Genomic DNA, 15,435 nt, shown 5'->3' on the forward strand with positions numbered 1-15,435 from the left:
ATTGAGCGGCCTCGCGCCGTTTCTATCGATCTGACAGGAGCAGATCGATGATCAACATCTCAAAGGCGCTCGCAGTCTCGTTGCTGTCGGGCGCCTTTTTCATGACGACCACTTGTGCGTTCGCCCAAAGCAACACTGCCCCGCCGACCACCGCCACGCGCCCCACCGCACCGGACCAGAACTCGCTTCCCAACGCCGGCGCTCCGCCGCCTTCGACCACGCAGACCACCGGGCAGACCAGCTCCGATCCGAAGGTTCAGGAGATGAACCAGAAGGAAAAGGACAAGGTTGATCGGCAGGGGAAGTAGCGGTTCGGCGCCTGCGCCCACAAACCGCCGCTCGCCGTCATGGCCGGGATTGTCCCGGCCACCCACGACCTCCGCCGCGGCACGAAGAACATGGATGGCCGGGACAAGCCCGGGCATGACGAGTTCGTGGCGCGAGTGACAATCCTGACCGCAAACGCAAAATGCGGCGGACGTTGCCGTCCGCCGCATTTGCCCCCTGACGCTCCGCTTTGCGATCCGCCCGCGGAGCTTATTTTTTCAGCGCGAACACCCAGATGACGCCGCCCTGCGGCACATTGGATTCGATGCCGATATTGTTGGTCGCGAGCGCATCCTGGATGCGCTGCGCGTCGACGCCCCATCCCGACTGGATCGCGATGTATTGCGTGCCGTCGATCTCATAGGACGACGGCATGCCCATGATGCCGGAGTTTGTCTTCTGCTCCCACAGCAGCTCGCCGGTCTTGGCATTGAAGGCGCGGAAGTTGCGGTCGTTGGTGCCGCCGACGAAGACGAGATCGCCTGCGGTCGCCGTCACCGAGCCGAACAACTGCGACTTCGGGAAATTGTGCTGCCACACCTTCTTGCCGGTGACGGGATCCCAGGCCTGGAGCTCGCCGAAATGATCCGCGCCGGGCTTGGTCTTCAGGCCGATGTCTTCCGGCTTGGTGCCAAGCCAGAGCTCGCCGGGCTTGAGCGGAAGCTTCTCGCCGGTAAAGCCGCCGCAGAAATTCTCGTTGGCGGGCACGTAGACGAGGCCTGTCTTCTGGCTATAGGCCGCCGACGGCCAGTCCTTGCCACCCCACAGCGACGGACAGAACTCGACGCGCTTGCCGACGGCCGGCTTGTGATCGGGATCGACGATCGGCCGTCCGCTCTCGGCATCAATGCCCTTCCAGACGTCGGTGGAGACGAATGGCCAGCCGGCGACATAGTTGATCTTGGTCGGCGTGCGCTCGAGCACCCAGAAGATCGCGTCGCGGCCGGGATGGACCAGGCTCTTGATGTTGCGCCCATTGCGTTGCAGGTCGATCAGCATCGGCGCTTCGACCTCGTCCCAGTCCCAGGAATCGTTCTGGTGATACTGGTGATAGGTCTTGATCTTGCCGTTGCTGGGATCGAGCGCGAGCACCGACGAGGTGTAGAGATTGTCGCCGGGGTGCATCTCACCGGGCCACGGCGCGGCATTGCCGACGCCCCAATAGATCGTCTTGGTGTCCTTGTCGTAATTGCCGGTCATCCAGGCCGAGCCGCCGCCGTTCTTCCAGTCGTCGCCCTGCCAGGTGTCGTGACCGGGCTCGCCTTCGCCCGGAATGGTGTAGGTCCGCCACAGCTCCTTGCCGTCTTTGGCATCGTAGGCGGCGACATAGCCGCGCACGCCGAACTCGCCGCCGGAGCCGCCGACGATGACCTTGCCGTCGATGATCAACGGCATCAGGGTCATGTACTGGCCCTTCTTGTAATCCTGGACCTTGGTGTCCCACACCACCTTGCCGGTCTTGGCGTCGAGTGCCACGACGTGGTCGTCGGTGGTGGCGAGATAGAGCTTGTCCTCCCAGAGGCCGACACCGCGGCTGGTCGGGTGCAATTGGAATAGATCGTCGGGGAGCTGCCGCTTGTAGCGCCAGTACTCGTCGCCGGTCTTCGCGTTCAGCGCGATCACCTGGCCCATCGGGGTCGCCACGAACATCACGCCGTTGTTGACGATCGGCGGCGCCTCGTGGCCTTCGACCACGCCGGTGGCAAACGTCCAGACCGGCGTGAGATTCTTGACGTTCGAGGTGTTGATCTGGTCGAGCGGGCTATAGCCCTGCCCGTCATAGGTGCGCCGATAGAGCATCCAGTTGCTGGGTTCCGGATTTTCCAGCCGCTGCGCGGTGACGGGAGAATAATTCTCGATCGGGCCGGCGCCGGCGGCGGTCGAGGCAAGACACGTGAAGGCGACGAAGCCGGACAGTAACCATTGCTTCCTGGTCATGGAAGTTTTCATGGACGTTCCCCTTTTTCATCCGTTTGAATTCTTGTTTTGAATTCTTGTCGTTCGTCCCGTCGTCCGCCCCTCGGCGGATGCGGCCTCTCGTGACGCGGGCATAACCCGCACCGTCCATCATCCTGGCTGCACGCCACCTACCTTTCCGATGAAGTTGCCGGCGACGCTGAGCGAACCGTCAGCCAGCGCGAGCGGCAGGGCGGCGAGACGCCGCGGCGCCGGGCCGAACACGACCTGCGCGCCCTCGCGGGGATCGTATTCGGAGTTGTGACACATGCACTTGAACACATCCTTGTCGCCGACATCGCTCTTGACCCAGGCGGTGACGGGACATCCGGCATGCGAGCAGATCGCCGAATAGGCCAGGATGCCGTCGACGGCACGCGCGCGGGTCTTCTCGTCGAGCTCGGCGGGATCGAGTCTGACGATCAGGATTTCGTTGAGGCGCGAGGCGCTGCGCACCACCGATGTGTTGGGATCCTTCGGCCACGCATGGACCGGCGGTCCACCGGCCGGGAGATCGGCCGCGGTGATGAGCTTTCCCCCCTGGTCGCCTTCGGAGAAGACGAGGAGATCACCCTTCTGCGGACGTTCGTCGGAGCCTGGCGGATCCTCGCCCGCGCGCGCCTGCGTGGAACAACCAAGGCAGGCGGTCGTGGCGAGCGCGCCAAGCAGCAGCGTTCGCCGCGTCTGTTCTATGCCCGCGTCGACTTCAGGTTCCGCGGTGCTCTCGGAGGACGATGAGGAAGTGGTGTTGAATGATGCGCGCGACATGCACGTTAGCAGGCGCTGGAACTCTGCCGAAAAAAAGGCGGAGAATTGGCGCCGCAGCACATCAATATGTCTTTGCTCGCTTTGGTTGAACGCAAATGAATGCGTTCCAGCGCATATTTGCAATTGCAACGTCGCGTCGCGCGATCGGCATGATGATTTTGCAGATCAGACCGATGATGCCGGAATTGGTGCAACGCGTTATTGGTCGCGCAGCGCAACCTCGGAGCGATACAACTGCACGTTTTGCAGGCAGACTTGCTGTCGTCAGGACCGGAGCACGTGACGCGGCGCAGCGATGCGGCCGGCGATGGTCGCCGACGCCATCTCAAAACTGTCGGCGATGCGACGCGCCTTGTCGATGAAGAGCGCGGCCGCCGGCGGCGGACAGACCTCGCGCGCGGTCTGTTCGAACAGATCGAGCCAGCGGTCGAAATGATCGCCGACCAGCCTGAGCGGCACATGCGCCCGCATCGGCGAACCATGATAGCGGCCGCTCATCAGCACGACCGACGACCAGAAATCCCTAAGTTTGGCGAGATGCTCGTCCCAATTCTGCACGATCGCAAAGACCGGCCCCAGCAGCGCATCCTCGCGCACGCGTCCGTAGAAGCGGGTGACGAGCTCCCCGATCATCTCCTCGGTGATCCCGGTGCGCTCGATCGCATCCTGGGTCAGCAGGTTCCGCCGCGCGGCCGCCGCCTCGCGCTCGGCCTTCAGTCGATCCGACATGTCCTTCGTTATCCGTTCCGTTGTTCCCGCGGGCCGCCCGTTCGACATTGTCGGGCCAATTGCGCGCGGCGTCTTTGTCGCAGCGCAAATTGCGGGATCGAGCGGCGGGCGTTTCGAGTCCGGCGCCCGCACCTTGATCAGAATCGTAGGGTGGGCAAAGGCGCACTTGCGCCATGCCCACCCTCTCTCTCCAATCGCGACAATGGTGGGCAAGCTTCGCTTTGCCCACCCTACGGCACCGCGGGTCCTTAGCACCCGGCTCCGTGATTAAGTACCGTAGCTGTAAAAGCCCTGCCCGGTCTTGCGGCCGAGATGGCCGGCATCGACCATTTCCTTGAGCAAGGGGGCCGGACGGTATTTGGGGTCGTTGAAGCCCTTATAGAAGACCTCCATCACCGAGAGCATGGTGTCGAGCCCGACGAGATCGGCGAGCGCCAGCGGCCCGATCGGATGGTTGCAGCCGAGCTTCATGCCGGCGTCGATCTCCTCGGCGGTCGCGATCCCTTCCTGGAGCGCAAAGATCGCCTCGTTGATCATCGGGCACAGGATGCGATTGACGGCGAAGCCGGGGCTGTTCTTGGCCGTGATCGCCACCTTGCCGACCCGCTTGGCGAAATCCAGCGCCTTGGCGTGGGTGTCGTCGGAGGTCTGCAAGCCGCGGATGAGTTCCAGCAGCGCCATCACCGGCACCGGGTTGAAGAAGTGCATGCCGATGAAGCGATCGGGACGATCGGTTGCGGCGGCAAGCTTCGTGATCGAGATCGAGGAGGTGTTGGTCGCGAGCAGCGTGCGCGGCGACAGCGTGGCGCAGAGGTCCTTCAGTATCTTGACCTTGAGCTCCTCGTTCTCGGTCGCGGCCTCGATGACCAGGTCGCAATCGGCGAGCTTCGCGCGATCGGTGGTGCCGGTGATGCGCTTGAGAGCCGCCTCGCGATCGGCCGCCGACATCTTCTCCTTCTTGACCAGGCGCTCGAGGCTGCCGCCGACGGTCGACAGCCCGCGGTTCACCGCCGCATCGGAGATGTCGACCATCACGACCGAGAGCCCGGCCGCGGCACAAATCTGCGCGATGCCGTTCCCCATGGTCCCTGCCCCGATGATGCCAACCGTGTCGATCATTGCCGCGTATCCTTCATCCTTGCGGGCGTGCCAGACGGCCCGGCCCCATTGTTCCTGCATCAGGGTCTAGCACCGCCGCCGGGCGGGTGCGACCTGATCCTGCCCTTCCATAAAGCATCCGAGGCGGGAATAAAGCCGCTCTTCCGTCGCTAAAGCGTACGATTTGGCATTCCTGCGGGCCACGTGGGCCCGGTTTTGCGTCAGGTCCCGCCCCCGGGACGAGGCCCGCGGCGCAAAGAGGACCCGGGCGCCGGCCCTGGGGCATTCCGGCCTCGGCCACACAATGGCCCTTTAGCAAAAATAGAATTTCGGCTAAATGGCAATAGGATGCACCGTTACACTCTTGTGACATAGGCCACACCGGCTTCGTGCCCAGCCTGCTAGCGTCGCGCACATGAAGAAACATATTGCGCTACCAATCATCTTCACCGCTCTGCTCGTCGCCACGGAAAGCCTGGCGGCCGAGACCAAGGGAGCCGGCTCAACCTTCGTTTCGCCTGTGATGGCGAAATGGATCGACGCATACAAGACGAAGACCGGCAACACCGTCAGCTATCAAGCGGTCGGCTCCAGCATCGGCGTCAGCCTGATCAAGAAAGAGGCCGTCGACTTCGGCGCAAGCGACATGCCGCTCGATCCCAAGGAGCTGGACAGGCTCGGCATGATGCAATTCCCGATCGTGATCGGGGGCGTCGTGCCGGTCGTCAATATCGATGGGGTCAAGCCCGGCCAGATCCGCTTCACCGGCCAGATGCTCGCCGACATCTATCTCGGCAAGCTGAAATCATGGAACGATCCGGCCATTCGCGCGATCAACCCCGACATCAGGCTGCCGAACACTGCAATCACGGTGGTTCATCGCACGGACGGATCCGGCACGACGTTCAACTGGTCGAACTACCTCTCGAAGGTCAGCCCGCAGTGGAAGTCGAGCGTGGGCGAAGGCACCTCGGTCGAGTGGCCGCTTGGTCTCGGCGGCAAGGGCAATGATGGCGTCGCCTCGCTCGTCAGCCTCGTTCCGGGCTCGATCGGCTATCTCGAATACACTTACGCCCTGCAACGGCTCGACAAGATTTCCTTCGGCGTCGTGCAGAACAGCGCCGGCAATTTCGTCGTCCCCGACGCCGCATCGTTCCAGGCGGCGGCCTCGAGCGCGGACTGGAGGGCGGAGAAAGGTTTCCATCTCGTGCTGACCAACGCGCCCGGCGAAGACGCCTACCCCATCACAGCCACGACGTTCGTGCTGATGCCGAAGGCGCCGAAATCCGAGGAACGATCGGCAGCCACCATCGACTTCATGCGCTGGTCGCTGGAGAACGGAAAGGCCCAGGCCGAGACGCTCAATTACGTGCCGCTGCCGGCCGCCCTGGTCGACCAGATCGAGCGTTACTGGGAGCAGAGCCTTGGTGCGTCCACGATCTCGGCATCGGCTGCGGTCAAGCGCTGAGGCTCGAAGCAAGCCTGGTCAGAGATCAATCGCCGGCAGGCCATTCCCCGCTGGAACCTTGCGCGCGTCGAGCACGTTGAGCTGGCACCGGGCCTGAACTCGGCCGGTTGGAGGCCTTGCGATCTTTTCCGACGATGAAGACATCGACCACGGTGACCTCAGGAGTTCGGTAACCCCCTGGGTCACGAGCGGCGGACCAGACGTTCGACCCGTCATCGGAAGCTTCGCATGCGACGTCCTGGTTATCGGTGCGGGGATCACCGGCGCTATGATCGCCGAAAGCTTCACCCGTCGCGGGCACGAGGTCGTCGTCATCGACCGGGAAACTCCCGGACATGGCAGTACCGGCGCAAGCACCGCGATGTTGCTCTGGGAAATCGATCGACCGTTGTCCGAGCTTACCCAGGCCTACGGATTCGAACGCGCGGCGCGTTGCTACACGGCGAGCCTCCGCGCCGTCCAGGGCTTGTTGTCGTTGACGCGCCACTATCGCATCCCATGCCACATCAGAGATCGGCTTTCACTCTACCTTGTAGTTGATGACAGCGGAAAATCCCTGAAAGAGGAGTCTGATCTGAGAGCGCGCGTCGATCTGCCCGGCGTATTTCTCGATCACGCGTCACTGCTCCGCCGGTTTGAGGTTGCCCGCGCGGGTGCGATCCTGTCGCCGCTTGCCGCAGATGCCGATCCTGTCGAGCTCACTCACGGACTTCTGAAGATTTCCATCGGACGGGGGGCCCTTGTCCGGCAAGCCAACGCGACGGCTTTTGAAAGTGCCGGCGCCAAGGTCGCCGTTGGCCTCGACGGCGGCCACGAGATCGAGGCGAACCGCGTGGTGTTGTGTACGGGTTACGTGATGCCCAGCATCGTGCGTCCGACCATCCAGCGCCCGGCCTCGAGCTGGGCCATTGCCACAGAGCCTCAACCCCAAAATCTGTGGCCCGAAGACGCGCTGATCTGGGAAGCGAGCCATGACTACCACTATGCCCGCAGCACATCGGACGGCCGGATCATTTTCGGCGGTGAGGATGATGATTCCGCGATCGAACCGCAGGCGCGCGAGGCGCTCACCCCTGCCAAGCGGGAACGCCTGAGGCAGACGCTTGGGGCGCTTTGGCCTCGATCATCCCACAAGATCGACTATTGCTGGTCGGGGGCGTTCGACACGACGCAGGACGGATTGCCGCTCATCGGCGCGGTGCCCGGCCAGAAGAACATTTTCGCCGCCTATGGTTACGGCGGCAACGGCATTACGTTCAGTTATCTTGCGGCTGAACTGCTCGCGACGTTTTGCTCCGGAGGCAACTCTCCGCTACTTGACGACTTCGCGATCGATCGCACCGCCTGAGCAGACCGACCATCGAAGCGCTCCATATGGGACATCTCGGGGCGGAGCCACCGAAGAGCGAAGCACGGCTCAGATCACGTCCCGGAAGCCTGCATAACACGGCACCGACGTTCTTTTTTTGGATGAATCGCGTTTTCAAATCGTTCCTGCCCGGTATTCTGTCGTTGAACAAGACTCGCAGGGACCAGTCCGTGAAGCGATTGCGCGGCCTCGACATCGACGAACCCGAGGCATTCTGCCCGACGCCAAAGCGTCCGGCCGGATGAACGATTTCGCGCGATCCGTCGGCGCCGCGCTCACGCTGATCGGCGAGGCCGACGCCGAGCTGCTCGGCATCGTCGCACTGTCGGTTCGTGTCAGCCTGACCGCCGGCATCGTCGCGCTGCTGATCGGCGCGCCCTTCGGGGCCCTGCTCGCGATCACCCGATTCCGCGGGCGACAGGTCGTCATCGTGCTGACCAACGCGCTGCTCGGCCTTCCGCCGGTCGTGGTCGGGCTTGCGCTCTATCTTCTGCTGTCGCGGTCCGGCCCGCTTGGGGCAGCCGGACTGTTGTTCACGGCAACCGCCATGGTGATCGCGCAGACCCTGCTCGCGACCCCGATCGTGGTCGCGCTGGTGCACCGGCCGGCGAGCCTGCTCTGGGCCGAGTATGGCGACCTCGCGCGGATCGACGGACTATCGACACTGCGCAGCATCGGCCTGCTGTTCGCGCTCGGCCGAACGTCCCTGCTGACGGCCTTTCTCGCGGCTTTCGGACGCGCGATCGCCGAGGTCGGCGCGATCATCATCGTCGGTGGCAACATCCGCGGCTTCACGCGCACGATGACGACCGCGATCGCGCTGGAGACCAGCAAGGGCGACCTGCCGCTGGCCCTCGGGCTCGGGCTGATCCTGCTCGCGCTCAGTGTGGCGGTGTCGACCGTCGCCTTCCTGCTAGTGGGACGCGTTGGGGAAAAATAGCTGCTCGCCGCCGACCTTGTAGCCGGCGATCGCATCCTGCCCCTTCGGCGAGACCAGCCAGTCGATGAAGGCCTGTGCGTCCTTCGCCTTCACGTTCGCATGCGTGGCCGGATTCACCAGCATGACGCCGTACTGGTTGAACAGCCGCTTGTCGCCCTCGGTCAGGACGGCAAGCTCGCCCCGGTTCTTGAACGACAGCCAGGTGCCGCGGTCCGACAGAAGATAGGCATTCGACGACGAGGCCATGTTCAACGCCGGACCCATGCCCTGGCCGATCTCGCGATACCAACTGTCCTTGCCGGCGCCGATATCGACGCCCGCCTCCTTCCACAATCTCAGCTCGGCCGCATGGGTGCCGGACTTGTCGCCGCGCGAGATGAAGGTTGCCTTTGCCGCCGCGATCTTGCGCAGCGCATCCGTGACGTCCTTGCCGCCGGCGATCTTTGCGGGATCGCTCTTCGGACCGACGATGATGAAGTCATTGTACATGACATCGAAGCGCTTCACGCCCTGCCCCTCGGACATGAACTTGTCCTCGGCAGGCCTGTCATGCACGAACACCACGTCGGCATCGCCGCGCCGCCCGATATCGAGCGCCTGGCCGGTGCCGACGGCAACGACCTTCACCTCGATGCCCTCCGCCTTCGAGAACAACGGCAGCAGGTAACCAAACAGGCCCGACTGTTCCGTCGACGTCGTCGAGGCCACGGTGATGGTGCGATCCTGCGCGAATGCGCATGTCGACCAGGCCAGAACCGCTGCGATGGCGGCAAGCTTCTTCATGCGTCGTCCCCACTTTCCAGACGTTTCAAATTACGCCAGGAAGGACGACGCCGGGAAGCCCCGACGTTCGGCTCAGGATCAGCGGTCGGGGCAGTACCGCATGACGGCGCGGATCGCCTGTGGCCCCGGCTCCTTCACCCAATCGTCTTCGTGCAGCCAAAGCTTGTCGTCATCGATGACATACGCGAGCGTCACGGTGTCGAAGCCTCTGGGATTGCGGACCCTGACCTCGCACCGATGTTCTGCAATTGGTCCCACCTACATTGACATTGATGTGACGGCCGGGGCAGTTTTTTGCATTGCTGGCGAATCAGCGATTGCTTCACGCCGAGTACCTCTTGGACAACTCCCTGTGCTTTCGAGACTGATATCGTTGCTGCGCCGCATTCCTGCGGTGAAATGGGCGTTCACCCGGCTTAGGCCCTTGCCGCACGGCGGCAGCATCGACGTCGTGCCGATCGCGGCAAGCGAGTCGCCGGCAATCGTTGCCGACCTCGCAGAAGCTGTTGCGGCTCCCGACAGCACCAGCACGAGCCCGCTGCGCAGTGACACCGAAATCGCCGTTGCTAGTCCGCTCGCCGAGGATCGCGCGGCTATCTCTGTCATCCCGGAGATCCCCTCCGCAGCGCCAACTGATATCAGCATCGCCAACGATTCATCCTTGGAAGCGCCGACAGAGGTCGAGTCGGTCGTCCTCGAAGAGGTTTCGGTCTCGCCAGTCGAAGTGGAGAGCGAGGCCATCGATGCTCATGATCTCGTCACCAACGATCCACCTGCGGAACTCCAGACCAACGTCGCACCCGTCGTCGTAGAAGAGACACCGGTCCCGGTTGTCGAGATCGAGAGCGGCCGGGTCGATGCTCCCGAGCTCGTCAGCAGCGACCCATCTGTGGAACTTCCGGAGATCGTTGAACCCATCATCGTTGAAGAGGCGCGGCTGTCGCCTGTCGAGGCCGAGAGCCGGCAGGCCAACGTTTCCGAGCCCGTTATCGGCAGCGATCCATCTCCCGAACTCTCAGCCGAGGTGGAGCTTGTCGTCGTAGAGGAGGCGCTGGTCTCATCTTTCGACATCGAGACCGCTCCGGTTGATGCCCCCGTTCCCGCCGTCAACGACGATACCTCCGCCGACGTCGCCGATGTTGAGCCGTCTGCCGTGGAAGACTCGTGTGTCGCGCTTGCGGACAGCGACGCCTCGGCGGAGGAAGCCTCCGAGAGCAGCATCGACAGCGCTCCCTTGCCGATCGTCGCAATGGAGATCGAGCCGGTCCCGGCCAACGATTCCGCCCCGGTCGCAGCGGAGGGTCCCTCTGCCGACACAGCGAGCGTCGTCACGCATGTCGCGCCGGAGCCGGTCTCCGAGTCCCCCGCTCCGGTGATCCCCAGCGCGCCGAAGACGCGCGCAAAGGTCGTGGAACCCATAGACCGCGCCACGTTGATCCGGCAGCGCTGGGCGGAGACCGGGATCAGGATGTGGAATCCGCGGCTTCACGGCGCCGGCGACGCCGCGCTGAACATCCAGGGCCGCGTCGAGCTGCTGCCGCCCGCGCCCGGCGAGACCATGCCACGTTACGACAAGCTCGAATTCAGGATGTCGGGCGGGCAGATCGTCTGCGAGGGCGTCGTCGTCGAGGCGCCCGCGTCGGCGGGTCACCGCAGCTTTACCCAGCTCGCCGAGCCGCGTAACCCCGACCGGACCCGCGAACCGATACGGGAACGCCAGGCCGCACTCGCCTGACCCTTGTCCTCTGCGACCATGCCCGCCATATGCTAGGCTGACGCCTTGGACATGGGAGGCCGCATGCCAGCAAGATCATTGCGCCTGGTCGTGATCGCCGCCCTCTGCATCTCGCAAGGGGCCTTTGCGGCGTCCAGCAAACGCCCGCACCATGCGCCCGCCACCGATCCGGCCGCGCCCTACAAGGCCGACCGGCTCTCCACCTCGCGCGGCCAGACGATCCTCAACACGCCCGGCCAGACCACCGTGCTGACGCGTCAGATCCTTGACGACATGAACGCGACGACCCTCCGGGACGCCATGCGCTCGACCGCCGGCGTGACGATTGGGATTGGCCGCTAGATTTCGCGCGACTTCGCGTTCAGGGGATCGGATAGCCCTTCCAGACCCACTCCAGCGCCGACGGCAGCGTTTGCGCGATCGTCGGCCGGTCGACGTGCTTGGCGTTGCGCACGAACAGGAACTGGTAGTGGTAGCCCTTCTCCGCCAGCACCTTCGCCATCAGCGCGTTCGACAAAGTCCAGTCGTGCATGCCGTCGGGAATGGTGGGGTTCGGATAGAACAGGTCCTGATCGCCGCCGAAGAACCAGAAGCGGATCGGCTTCGCCGGCGCGGCGACGATCAGGGGCACGCCGGGCGGCTCGGCCGGCGTCAGCACGCCGGCCTTTGATATGAGGTTGGGACCCGCCGGCCCTGTCCATGCGCTGTGATACTCCCAGGCGCCGCCACGCAGCGACGGATCGTGCGGCCATTGCTGGTTGACCATCGTCGGCGAGAAGGCCAGCACGCGGTGATAGAGATCGGGATAGAACCACGCCATGGTGAAGGCCGCAGCCCCGCTTGAGCTCAGCCCCATGGTCGCGCGCCCGTCCGGATTTCTGGTCAGCCTGACGTCGGCACTCCTTTCGACCAGAGGCAGCACCTCGCGCTCGACGAATTGCGCATACGCGCCTGACACCGCGTCGTATTCGCGGCCACGCTGGCTGCCCTGCGCGTCCTGGCCGCCGTTGCCGATCTGGATCGCGATCATCGGCGGCACGCGGCGCTGCGCGATCAGATTATCGAGCGTCGTGGCGAGATCCTTGTAGGCGTTGGAGCCGCCGTCGCCGACCACGATGAACGGCGCCTCGGTGCCGCGGACATATTGCGCGGGCACGTAGACGTCGATCGTGCGCGACCAGATTCCAGGATGGCTGGTGGTGACGATCATGTGCGACTTGTCATCCGGCGCGGTGACGGTCGTCATGATCGAAGAATTGGTGCAGCCGGCGACGTCGTCGCGGATCAGGCCGGGATTGTAGATCGTGCTCTCCTTCGACGTCAGCGTGAAGGATTTTGTCATGCCGCGTGGTACGCCTTCCTTCGCAATCGTCTCCGGCGCGGGATTGTGGGTAGGCCCGATGATGAAATTGCCCTCGGCGCCGGACGGCGGCAGCGTTCCGTCGGGCAGTTCGGTCGCGCGCGGATAGTTGGGGTTCGAGGGATCGCGCGTCGGCGGCGCCGTCTTGAAATCGAGGCCCGTCGTGTCAATGAAGAACGGTGCCGCCTTGTCGGTGGTGTTGGCCCCGGGCGGCACAGCCATGTTCTGAGTGACGCAGGCCGGCTGCGACAGTGCAATTGAAGTGAAGGAGACGAGGGAAATCAGCGTCCCCGCGAGGACGGAGAATGAATGGGTCATTTCAGCTCCCGGTGCCGACAAGTCTTTCTGGCTCGCCTTGACGCAAAGTATGGCGGGCCGCCTGCACGCGGTCAAACCGCAAGGGTCCGCATTCCAGCGATAGCCGCCATGCTCAAACCGAACGGCGACCGTTATTCCGTGCATGCTTCATGAATTTTTCCGGATGCGAGGCCGTTGCTGCCGCAGCTCGTACGACGCAGCTTGCGCAAGCACGCGCGTCGGCTGACCGCACAGCAATGCGCCGTCGCTGACGTGAAATAGCCAAGGTCTCGCATGGTTAGCAGATCGTACCTGCGGCTGGCTGCGGGCGAGGCGTGCCTGAGACACGCGCCTCCGCCGCCGGATATCCTTAACACGATCTCACCAATGCACGCGGCTGGAAAATCCCGTGGCAGCGCGCAACCTGCGCTGGTTTTTCGTACAGCCCCCACCTAACGCGACCTTTACCCCCGTCGTGCAAGATCGCCGCCGTTTTGAAGGGATCCGGGGCGCGTATTGCAATGCCTGTCGCCAGTTTGACGTCTCAGCTCGCCGCCACGATGCGGCTGTTTCGCGTGCCGGCCGATAACCCGGACCTGACGCGCGCGCAGTTCGACGCCTTCTCCAAGCAGATCCCGTTGCTCTATTTCATCCTGATGAGCAACACGATCGCCGTCGCCTACACCTATGTCAACGTGGCGCCGGACTGGCTGACGTTGATCGTGCCGAGCGTGCTCACCGTGCTCGCCGCGCTTCGGACCGCCTGGTGGCTGCGCCAGCGGCACCTTGTGCGGAGCGATGCCGATATCCTGCGCAATCTGCGCGCCACCAACTGGATGACATTGCCAATCGGCGCCGGCTTCACCGCATGGTCTTTTGCGCTGTACCCTTACGGCGATGCCTTCGCCAAGAGCCAGGTCGCCTTCTACATGGCGGTGACCGTGATCGGCTGCATCTTTTCGCTGATGCATCTGCGTTCCGCGGCGTTGATCGTGACGCTCGTCGTCGACGTTCCCTATGTGCTATTCTTCTGGGCCACCGGCGAACCGACGCTGAAGGCGATCGCGGTCAATAACCTTCTCGTCTCCGGCGCGATGGTGACGGTGCTCTTCATCTACTATCGCGACTTCGCCGATCTCGTCTCGAGCCGCAAATCGCTGCTGGCGCAGCAGGCGGCGACGCAAGCGCTGTCGGACGAGAACTTCCGCCTCGCCAATCTCGATTCCCTCACCGAGCTGCCGAACCGCCGCCGCTTCTTCGCCGAGCTGTCGAGCGCCTTCACCGACGCCGAGCGCAGGCGCGTTCGTGTCGCGGTGGGGATCATCGACCTCGACGGCTTCAAGCCGATCAACGACAATTACGGCCACTCGGTCGGCGATCGCGTCCTGATCGAAGCCGGGCGCCGCATCCGCGAAGTTTGCGAGGGCTTCGGCCCGCAGCGGGTGGAATTTGCCCGGCTCGGCGGCGACGAGTTCGGCCTCGTGGTCTGCGGCGATCCCGAAGATGACGATTTGATGCGGCTGGGCCAGCGCATCGGCGAACAGGTCAAGCTCCCCTACCAGCTCGACACCGCCCATACCGGGCTGTCCTGCTCGATCGGCTTCGCGCTGTTCCCGAGCTCGGCGACCAGCGCCGAAGCGCTCTATGAATGCGCTGATTACTCGCTCTATCACGCCAAGCGCCATCTCCGCGGCCGCACAGTGATCTTCTCGAGTGAGCTCGAGGCCGAGATCCGCAGCCGCGGCGTCATCGAGAACTTGCTCCGCACCGCCGATTTCAGCACCGAGATGGACCTGGTGTTCCAGCCGATCGTGGACGCCATGAGCGAGCACACCGCCGGCTTCGAAGTCCTGGCGCGCTGGCACAGCTCCCGCCTCGGCCTTGTCTCACCGGCCGACTTCATTCCGGCCGCGGAGCGGATCGGCTTGATCCGGCCGTTGACGCAGGCGCTGCTGGTCCGCGCGCTCGCGACGGCAAGGACCTGGCCCGACCACATCCGCCTGTCGTTCAACCTCTCCGCTCACGATGTCTGCGCAGCCGAGGGGATTTTGCCGCTGATCTCGATCATCGAGAAGAGCGGGTTGCCGCCGCACCGGATCGACTTCGAGATCACCGAGACCGCCGTCACCTTCGACTTCGTGCGCGCCCAGCAGTCGATCGCGACGCTGAAGGCCATGGGCTGCGGCATTTCACTGGACGATTTCGGCACCGGTTATTCCTCGCTGAGCCACGTGCATCGGCTGCCGCTCGACAAGATCAAGATCGACCGCAGCTTCGTCGCCGACATCAACGAAAATCCGGTGAGTCACAAGATCATCAAGTCTCTCGCCGGCCTGTGCGACGACATGGAGATCGCCTGCGTCGCCGAGGACGTCGAAACTCGCGCGCAGCTCGACAGCCTGCGCCGCCTCGGATGCGACTTCATCCAGGGCTACTACTTCGCAAAGCCGATGTCGGGCGATGCGATCGGTGACTATCTCGCAAAGGAACGCCGGCGTCTCGGCGACGCCGGCGCCAAGGTCGTGGCCTGAGAGGCCAGATCTCAATCCGCACGCGTAGCGCTGACAAATTAAATTGCTGCCTGTCAATCGTCCGCATCACATGC

General features: G+C 63.8%; 13 protein-coding genes. 7 read left to right on the forward strand and 6 right to left on the reverse strand.

Translation table 11 applies throughout. From position 1 onward, the window contains the following. Positions 1–47 precede the first annotated feature (47 nt). Entirely contained in the window at positions 48–308 is a 261-nt protein-coding gene (locus AC5ZFO_RS13745; protein WP_282524314.1) for a hypothetical protein, read from the forward strand. A gap of 229 nt (positions 309–537) precedes the next feature. Here AC5ZFO_RS13745 and AC5ZFO_RS13750 read toward each other — a convergent pair whose 3' ends face one another. The 4 genes from AC5ZFO_RS13750 to AC5ZFO_RS13765 all read right to left on the reverse strand — a co-directional run bounded on the left by AC5ZFO_RS13750 (position 538) and on the right by AC5ZFO_RS13765 (position 4,899). Next, complete coding sequence (locus AC5ZFO_RS13750; RefSeq protein ID WP_445216832.1) at positions 538–2,265, reverse strand: methanol/ethanol family PQQ-dependent dehydrogenase; 1,728 nt, start codon at positions 2,263–2,265, stop codon at positions 538–540. Between the two features lie 129 nt (positions 2,266–2,394). Continuing rightward, entirely contained in the window at positions 2,395–3,051 is a 657-nt protein-coding gene (locus AC5ZFO_RS13755; protein WP_282524315.1) for a QcrA and Rieske domain-containing protein, read from the reverse strand. 264 nt (positions 3,052–3,315) lie between these two features. Next, the gene (locus tag AC5ZFO_RS13760; protein WP_282524316.1) at positions 3,316–3,780 is read right to left on the reverse strand and encodes a group III truncated hemoglobin; all 465 of its coding nucleotides are present in this window, start codon (positions 3,778–3,780) and stop codon (positions 3,316–3,318) included. A 267-nt stretch (positions 3,781–4,047) separates the two neighbouring features. Beyond that, positions 4,048–4,899 (reverse strand): 3-hydroxybutyryl-CoA dehydrogenase, encoded by an 852-nt coding sequence (locus AC5ZFO_RS13765; RefSeq protein ID WP_496122164.1) that lies wholly within the window; start codon positions 4,897–4,899, stop codon positions 4,048–4,050. Between the two features lie 394 nt (positions 4,900–5,293). Between AC5ZFO_RS13765 and pstS the strand changes: the two genes are divergently transcribed. The 3 genes from pstS to AC5ZFO_RS13780 all read left to right on the forward strand — a co-directional run bounded on the left by pstS (position 5,294) and on the right by AC5ZFO_RS13780 (position 8,655). Continuing rightward, entirely contained in the window at positions 5,294–6,346 is a 1,053-nt protein-coding gene (gene pstS / locus AC5ZFO_RS13770) for a phosphate ABC transporter substrate-binding protein PstS (protein WP_282524318.1), read from the forward strand. Positions 6,347–6,560: 214 nt separating this feature from the next. Next, entirely contained in the window at positions 6,561–7,694 is a 1,134-nt protein-coding gene (locus tag AC5ZFO_RS13775) for an NAD(P)/FAD-dependent oxidoreductase (RefSeq protein WP_496122185.1), read from the forward strand. A gap of 262 nt (positions 7,695–7,956) precedes the next feature. Continuing rightward, positions 7,957–8,655, forward strand: coding sequence for an ABC transporter permease (locus tag AC5ZFO_RS13780; protein WP_282524319.1), 699 nt, complete (start codon positions 7,957–7,959; stop codon positions 8,653–8,655). Here AC5ZFO_RS13780 and AC5ZFO_RS13785 read toward each other — a convergent pair. Then, positions 8,629–9,438 (reverse strand): ABC transporter substrate-binding protein, encoded by an 810-nt coding sequence (locus AC5ZFO_RS13785; RefSeq protein ID WP_282524320.1) that lies wholly within the window; start codon positions 9,436–9,438, stop codon positions 8,629–8,631. The two genes, AC5ZFO_RS13780 and AC5ZFO_RS13785, sit on opposite strands and share 27 nt — an antisense overlap. A gap of 100 nt (positions 9,439–9,538) precedes the next feature. Between AC5ZFO_RS13785 and AC5ZFO_RS13790 the strand changes: the two genes are divergently transcribed. Both AC5ZFO_RS13790 and AC5ZFO_RS13795 read left to right on the forward strand, forming a co-directional pair. Further along, positions 9,539–11,173, forward strand: a complete 1,635-nt coding sequence (locus AC5ZFO_RS13790; RefSeq protein ID WP_496122165.1) for a hypothetical protein — start codon at positions 9,539–9,541, stop codon at positions 11,171–11,173. A gap of 63 nt (positions 11,174–11,236) precedes the next feature. Beyond that, positions 11,237–11,515 (forward strand): Plug domain-containing protein, encoded by a 279-nt coding sequence (locus tag AC5ZFO_RS13795; RefSeq protein ID WP_175618126.1) that lies wholly within the window; start codon positions 11,237–11,239, stop codon positions 11,513–11,515. A gap of 19 nt (positions 11,516–11,534) precedes the next feature. Here the strand turns inward: AC5ZFO_RS13795 and AC5ZFO_RS13800 are convergent, their stop codons facing one another. Next, positions 11,535–12,851 (reverse strand): alpha/beta hydrolase, encoded by a 1,317-nt coding sequence (locus AC5ZFO_RS13800; RefSeq protein WP_282524321.1) that lies wholly within the window; start codon positions 12,849–12,851, stop codon positions 11,535–11,537. Between the two features lie 500 nt (positions 12,852–13,351). Between AC5ZFO_RS13800 and AC5ZFO_RS13805 the strand changes: the two genes are divergently transcribed. Further along, on the forward strand, positions 13,352–15,361 hold the full coding sequence (locus AC5ZFO_RS13805; RefSeq protein ID WP_496122166.1) for a putative bifunctional diguanylate cyclase/phosphodiesterase: 2,010 nt from the start codon (positions 13,352–13,354) through the stop codon (positions 15,359–15,361). Positions 15,362–15,435: the final 74 nt, after the last annotated feature.

This window comes from Bradyrhizobium sp. Unk1 (genome assembly GCF_059512345.1).

What these genes read in the sequence shown, in the direction of transcription:
- AC5ZFO_RS13760 (WP_282524316.1), bottom strand. Translation starts at nt 3,780, where the DNA reads ATGTCGGATCGACTGAAGGCCGAGCGCGAGGCGGCGGCCGCGCGGCGG.
- AC5ZFO_RS13765 (WP_496122164.1), bottom strand. Translation starts at nt 4,899, where the DNA reads ATGATCGACACGGTTGGCATCATCGGGGCAGGGACCATGGGGAACGGC.
- AC5ZFO_RS13755 (WP_282524315.1), bottom strand. Translation starts at nt 3,051, where the DNA reads ATGTCGCGCGCATCATTCAACACCACTTCCTCATCGTCCTCCGAGAGC.
- AC5ZFO_RS13780 (WP_282524319.1), top strand. Translation starts at nt 7,957, where the DNA reads ATGAACGATTTCGCGCGATCCGTCGGCGCCGCGCTCACGCTGATCGGC.
- AC5ZFO_RS13795 (WP_175618126.1), top strand. Translation starts at nt 11,237, where the DNA reads ATGCCAGCAAGATCATTGCGCCTGGTCGTGATCGCCGCCCTCTGCATC.
- AC5ZFO_RS13800 (WP_282524321.1), bottom strand. Translation starts at nt 12,851, where the DNA reads ATGACCCATTCATTCTCCGTCCTCGCGGGGACGCTGATTTCCCTCGTC.
- AC5ZFO_RS13745 (WP_282524314.1), top strand. Translation starts at nt 48, where the DNA reads ATGATCAACATCTCAAAGGCGCTCGCAGTCTCGTTGCTGTCGGGCGCC.
- AC5ZFO_RS13805 (WP_496122166.1), top strand. Translation starts at nt 13,352, where the DNA reads ATGCCTGTCGCCAGTTTGACGTCTCAGCTCGCCGCCACGATGCGGCTG.
- AC5ZFO_RS13750 (WP_445216832.1), bottom strand. Translation starts at nt 2,265, where the DNA reads ATGACCAGGAAGCAATGGTTACTGTCCGGCTTCGTCGCCTTCACGTGT.
- AC5ZFO_RS13785 (WP_282524320.1), bottom strand. Translation starts at nt 9,438, where the DNA reads ATGAAGAAGCTTGCCGCCATCGCAGCGGTTCTGGCCTGGTCGACATGC.
- pstS (WP_282524318.1), top strand. Translation starts at nt 5,294, where the DNA reads ATGAAGAAACATATTGCGCTACCAATCATCTTCACCGCTCTGCTCGTC.
- AC5ZFO_RS13790 (WP_496122165.1), top strand. Translation starts at nt 9,539, where the DNA reads ATGACGGCGCGGATCGCCTGTGGCCCCGGCTCCTTCACCCAATCGTCT.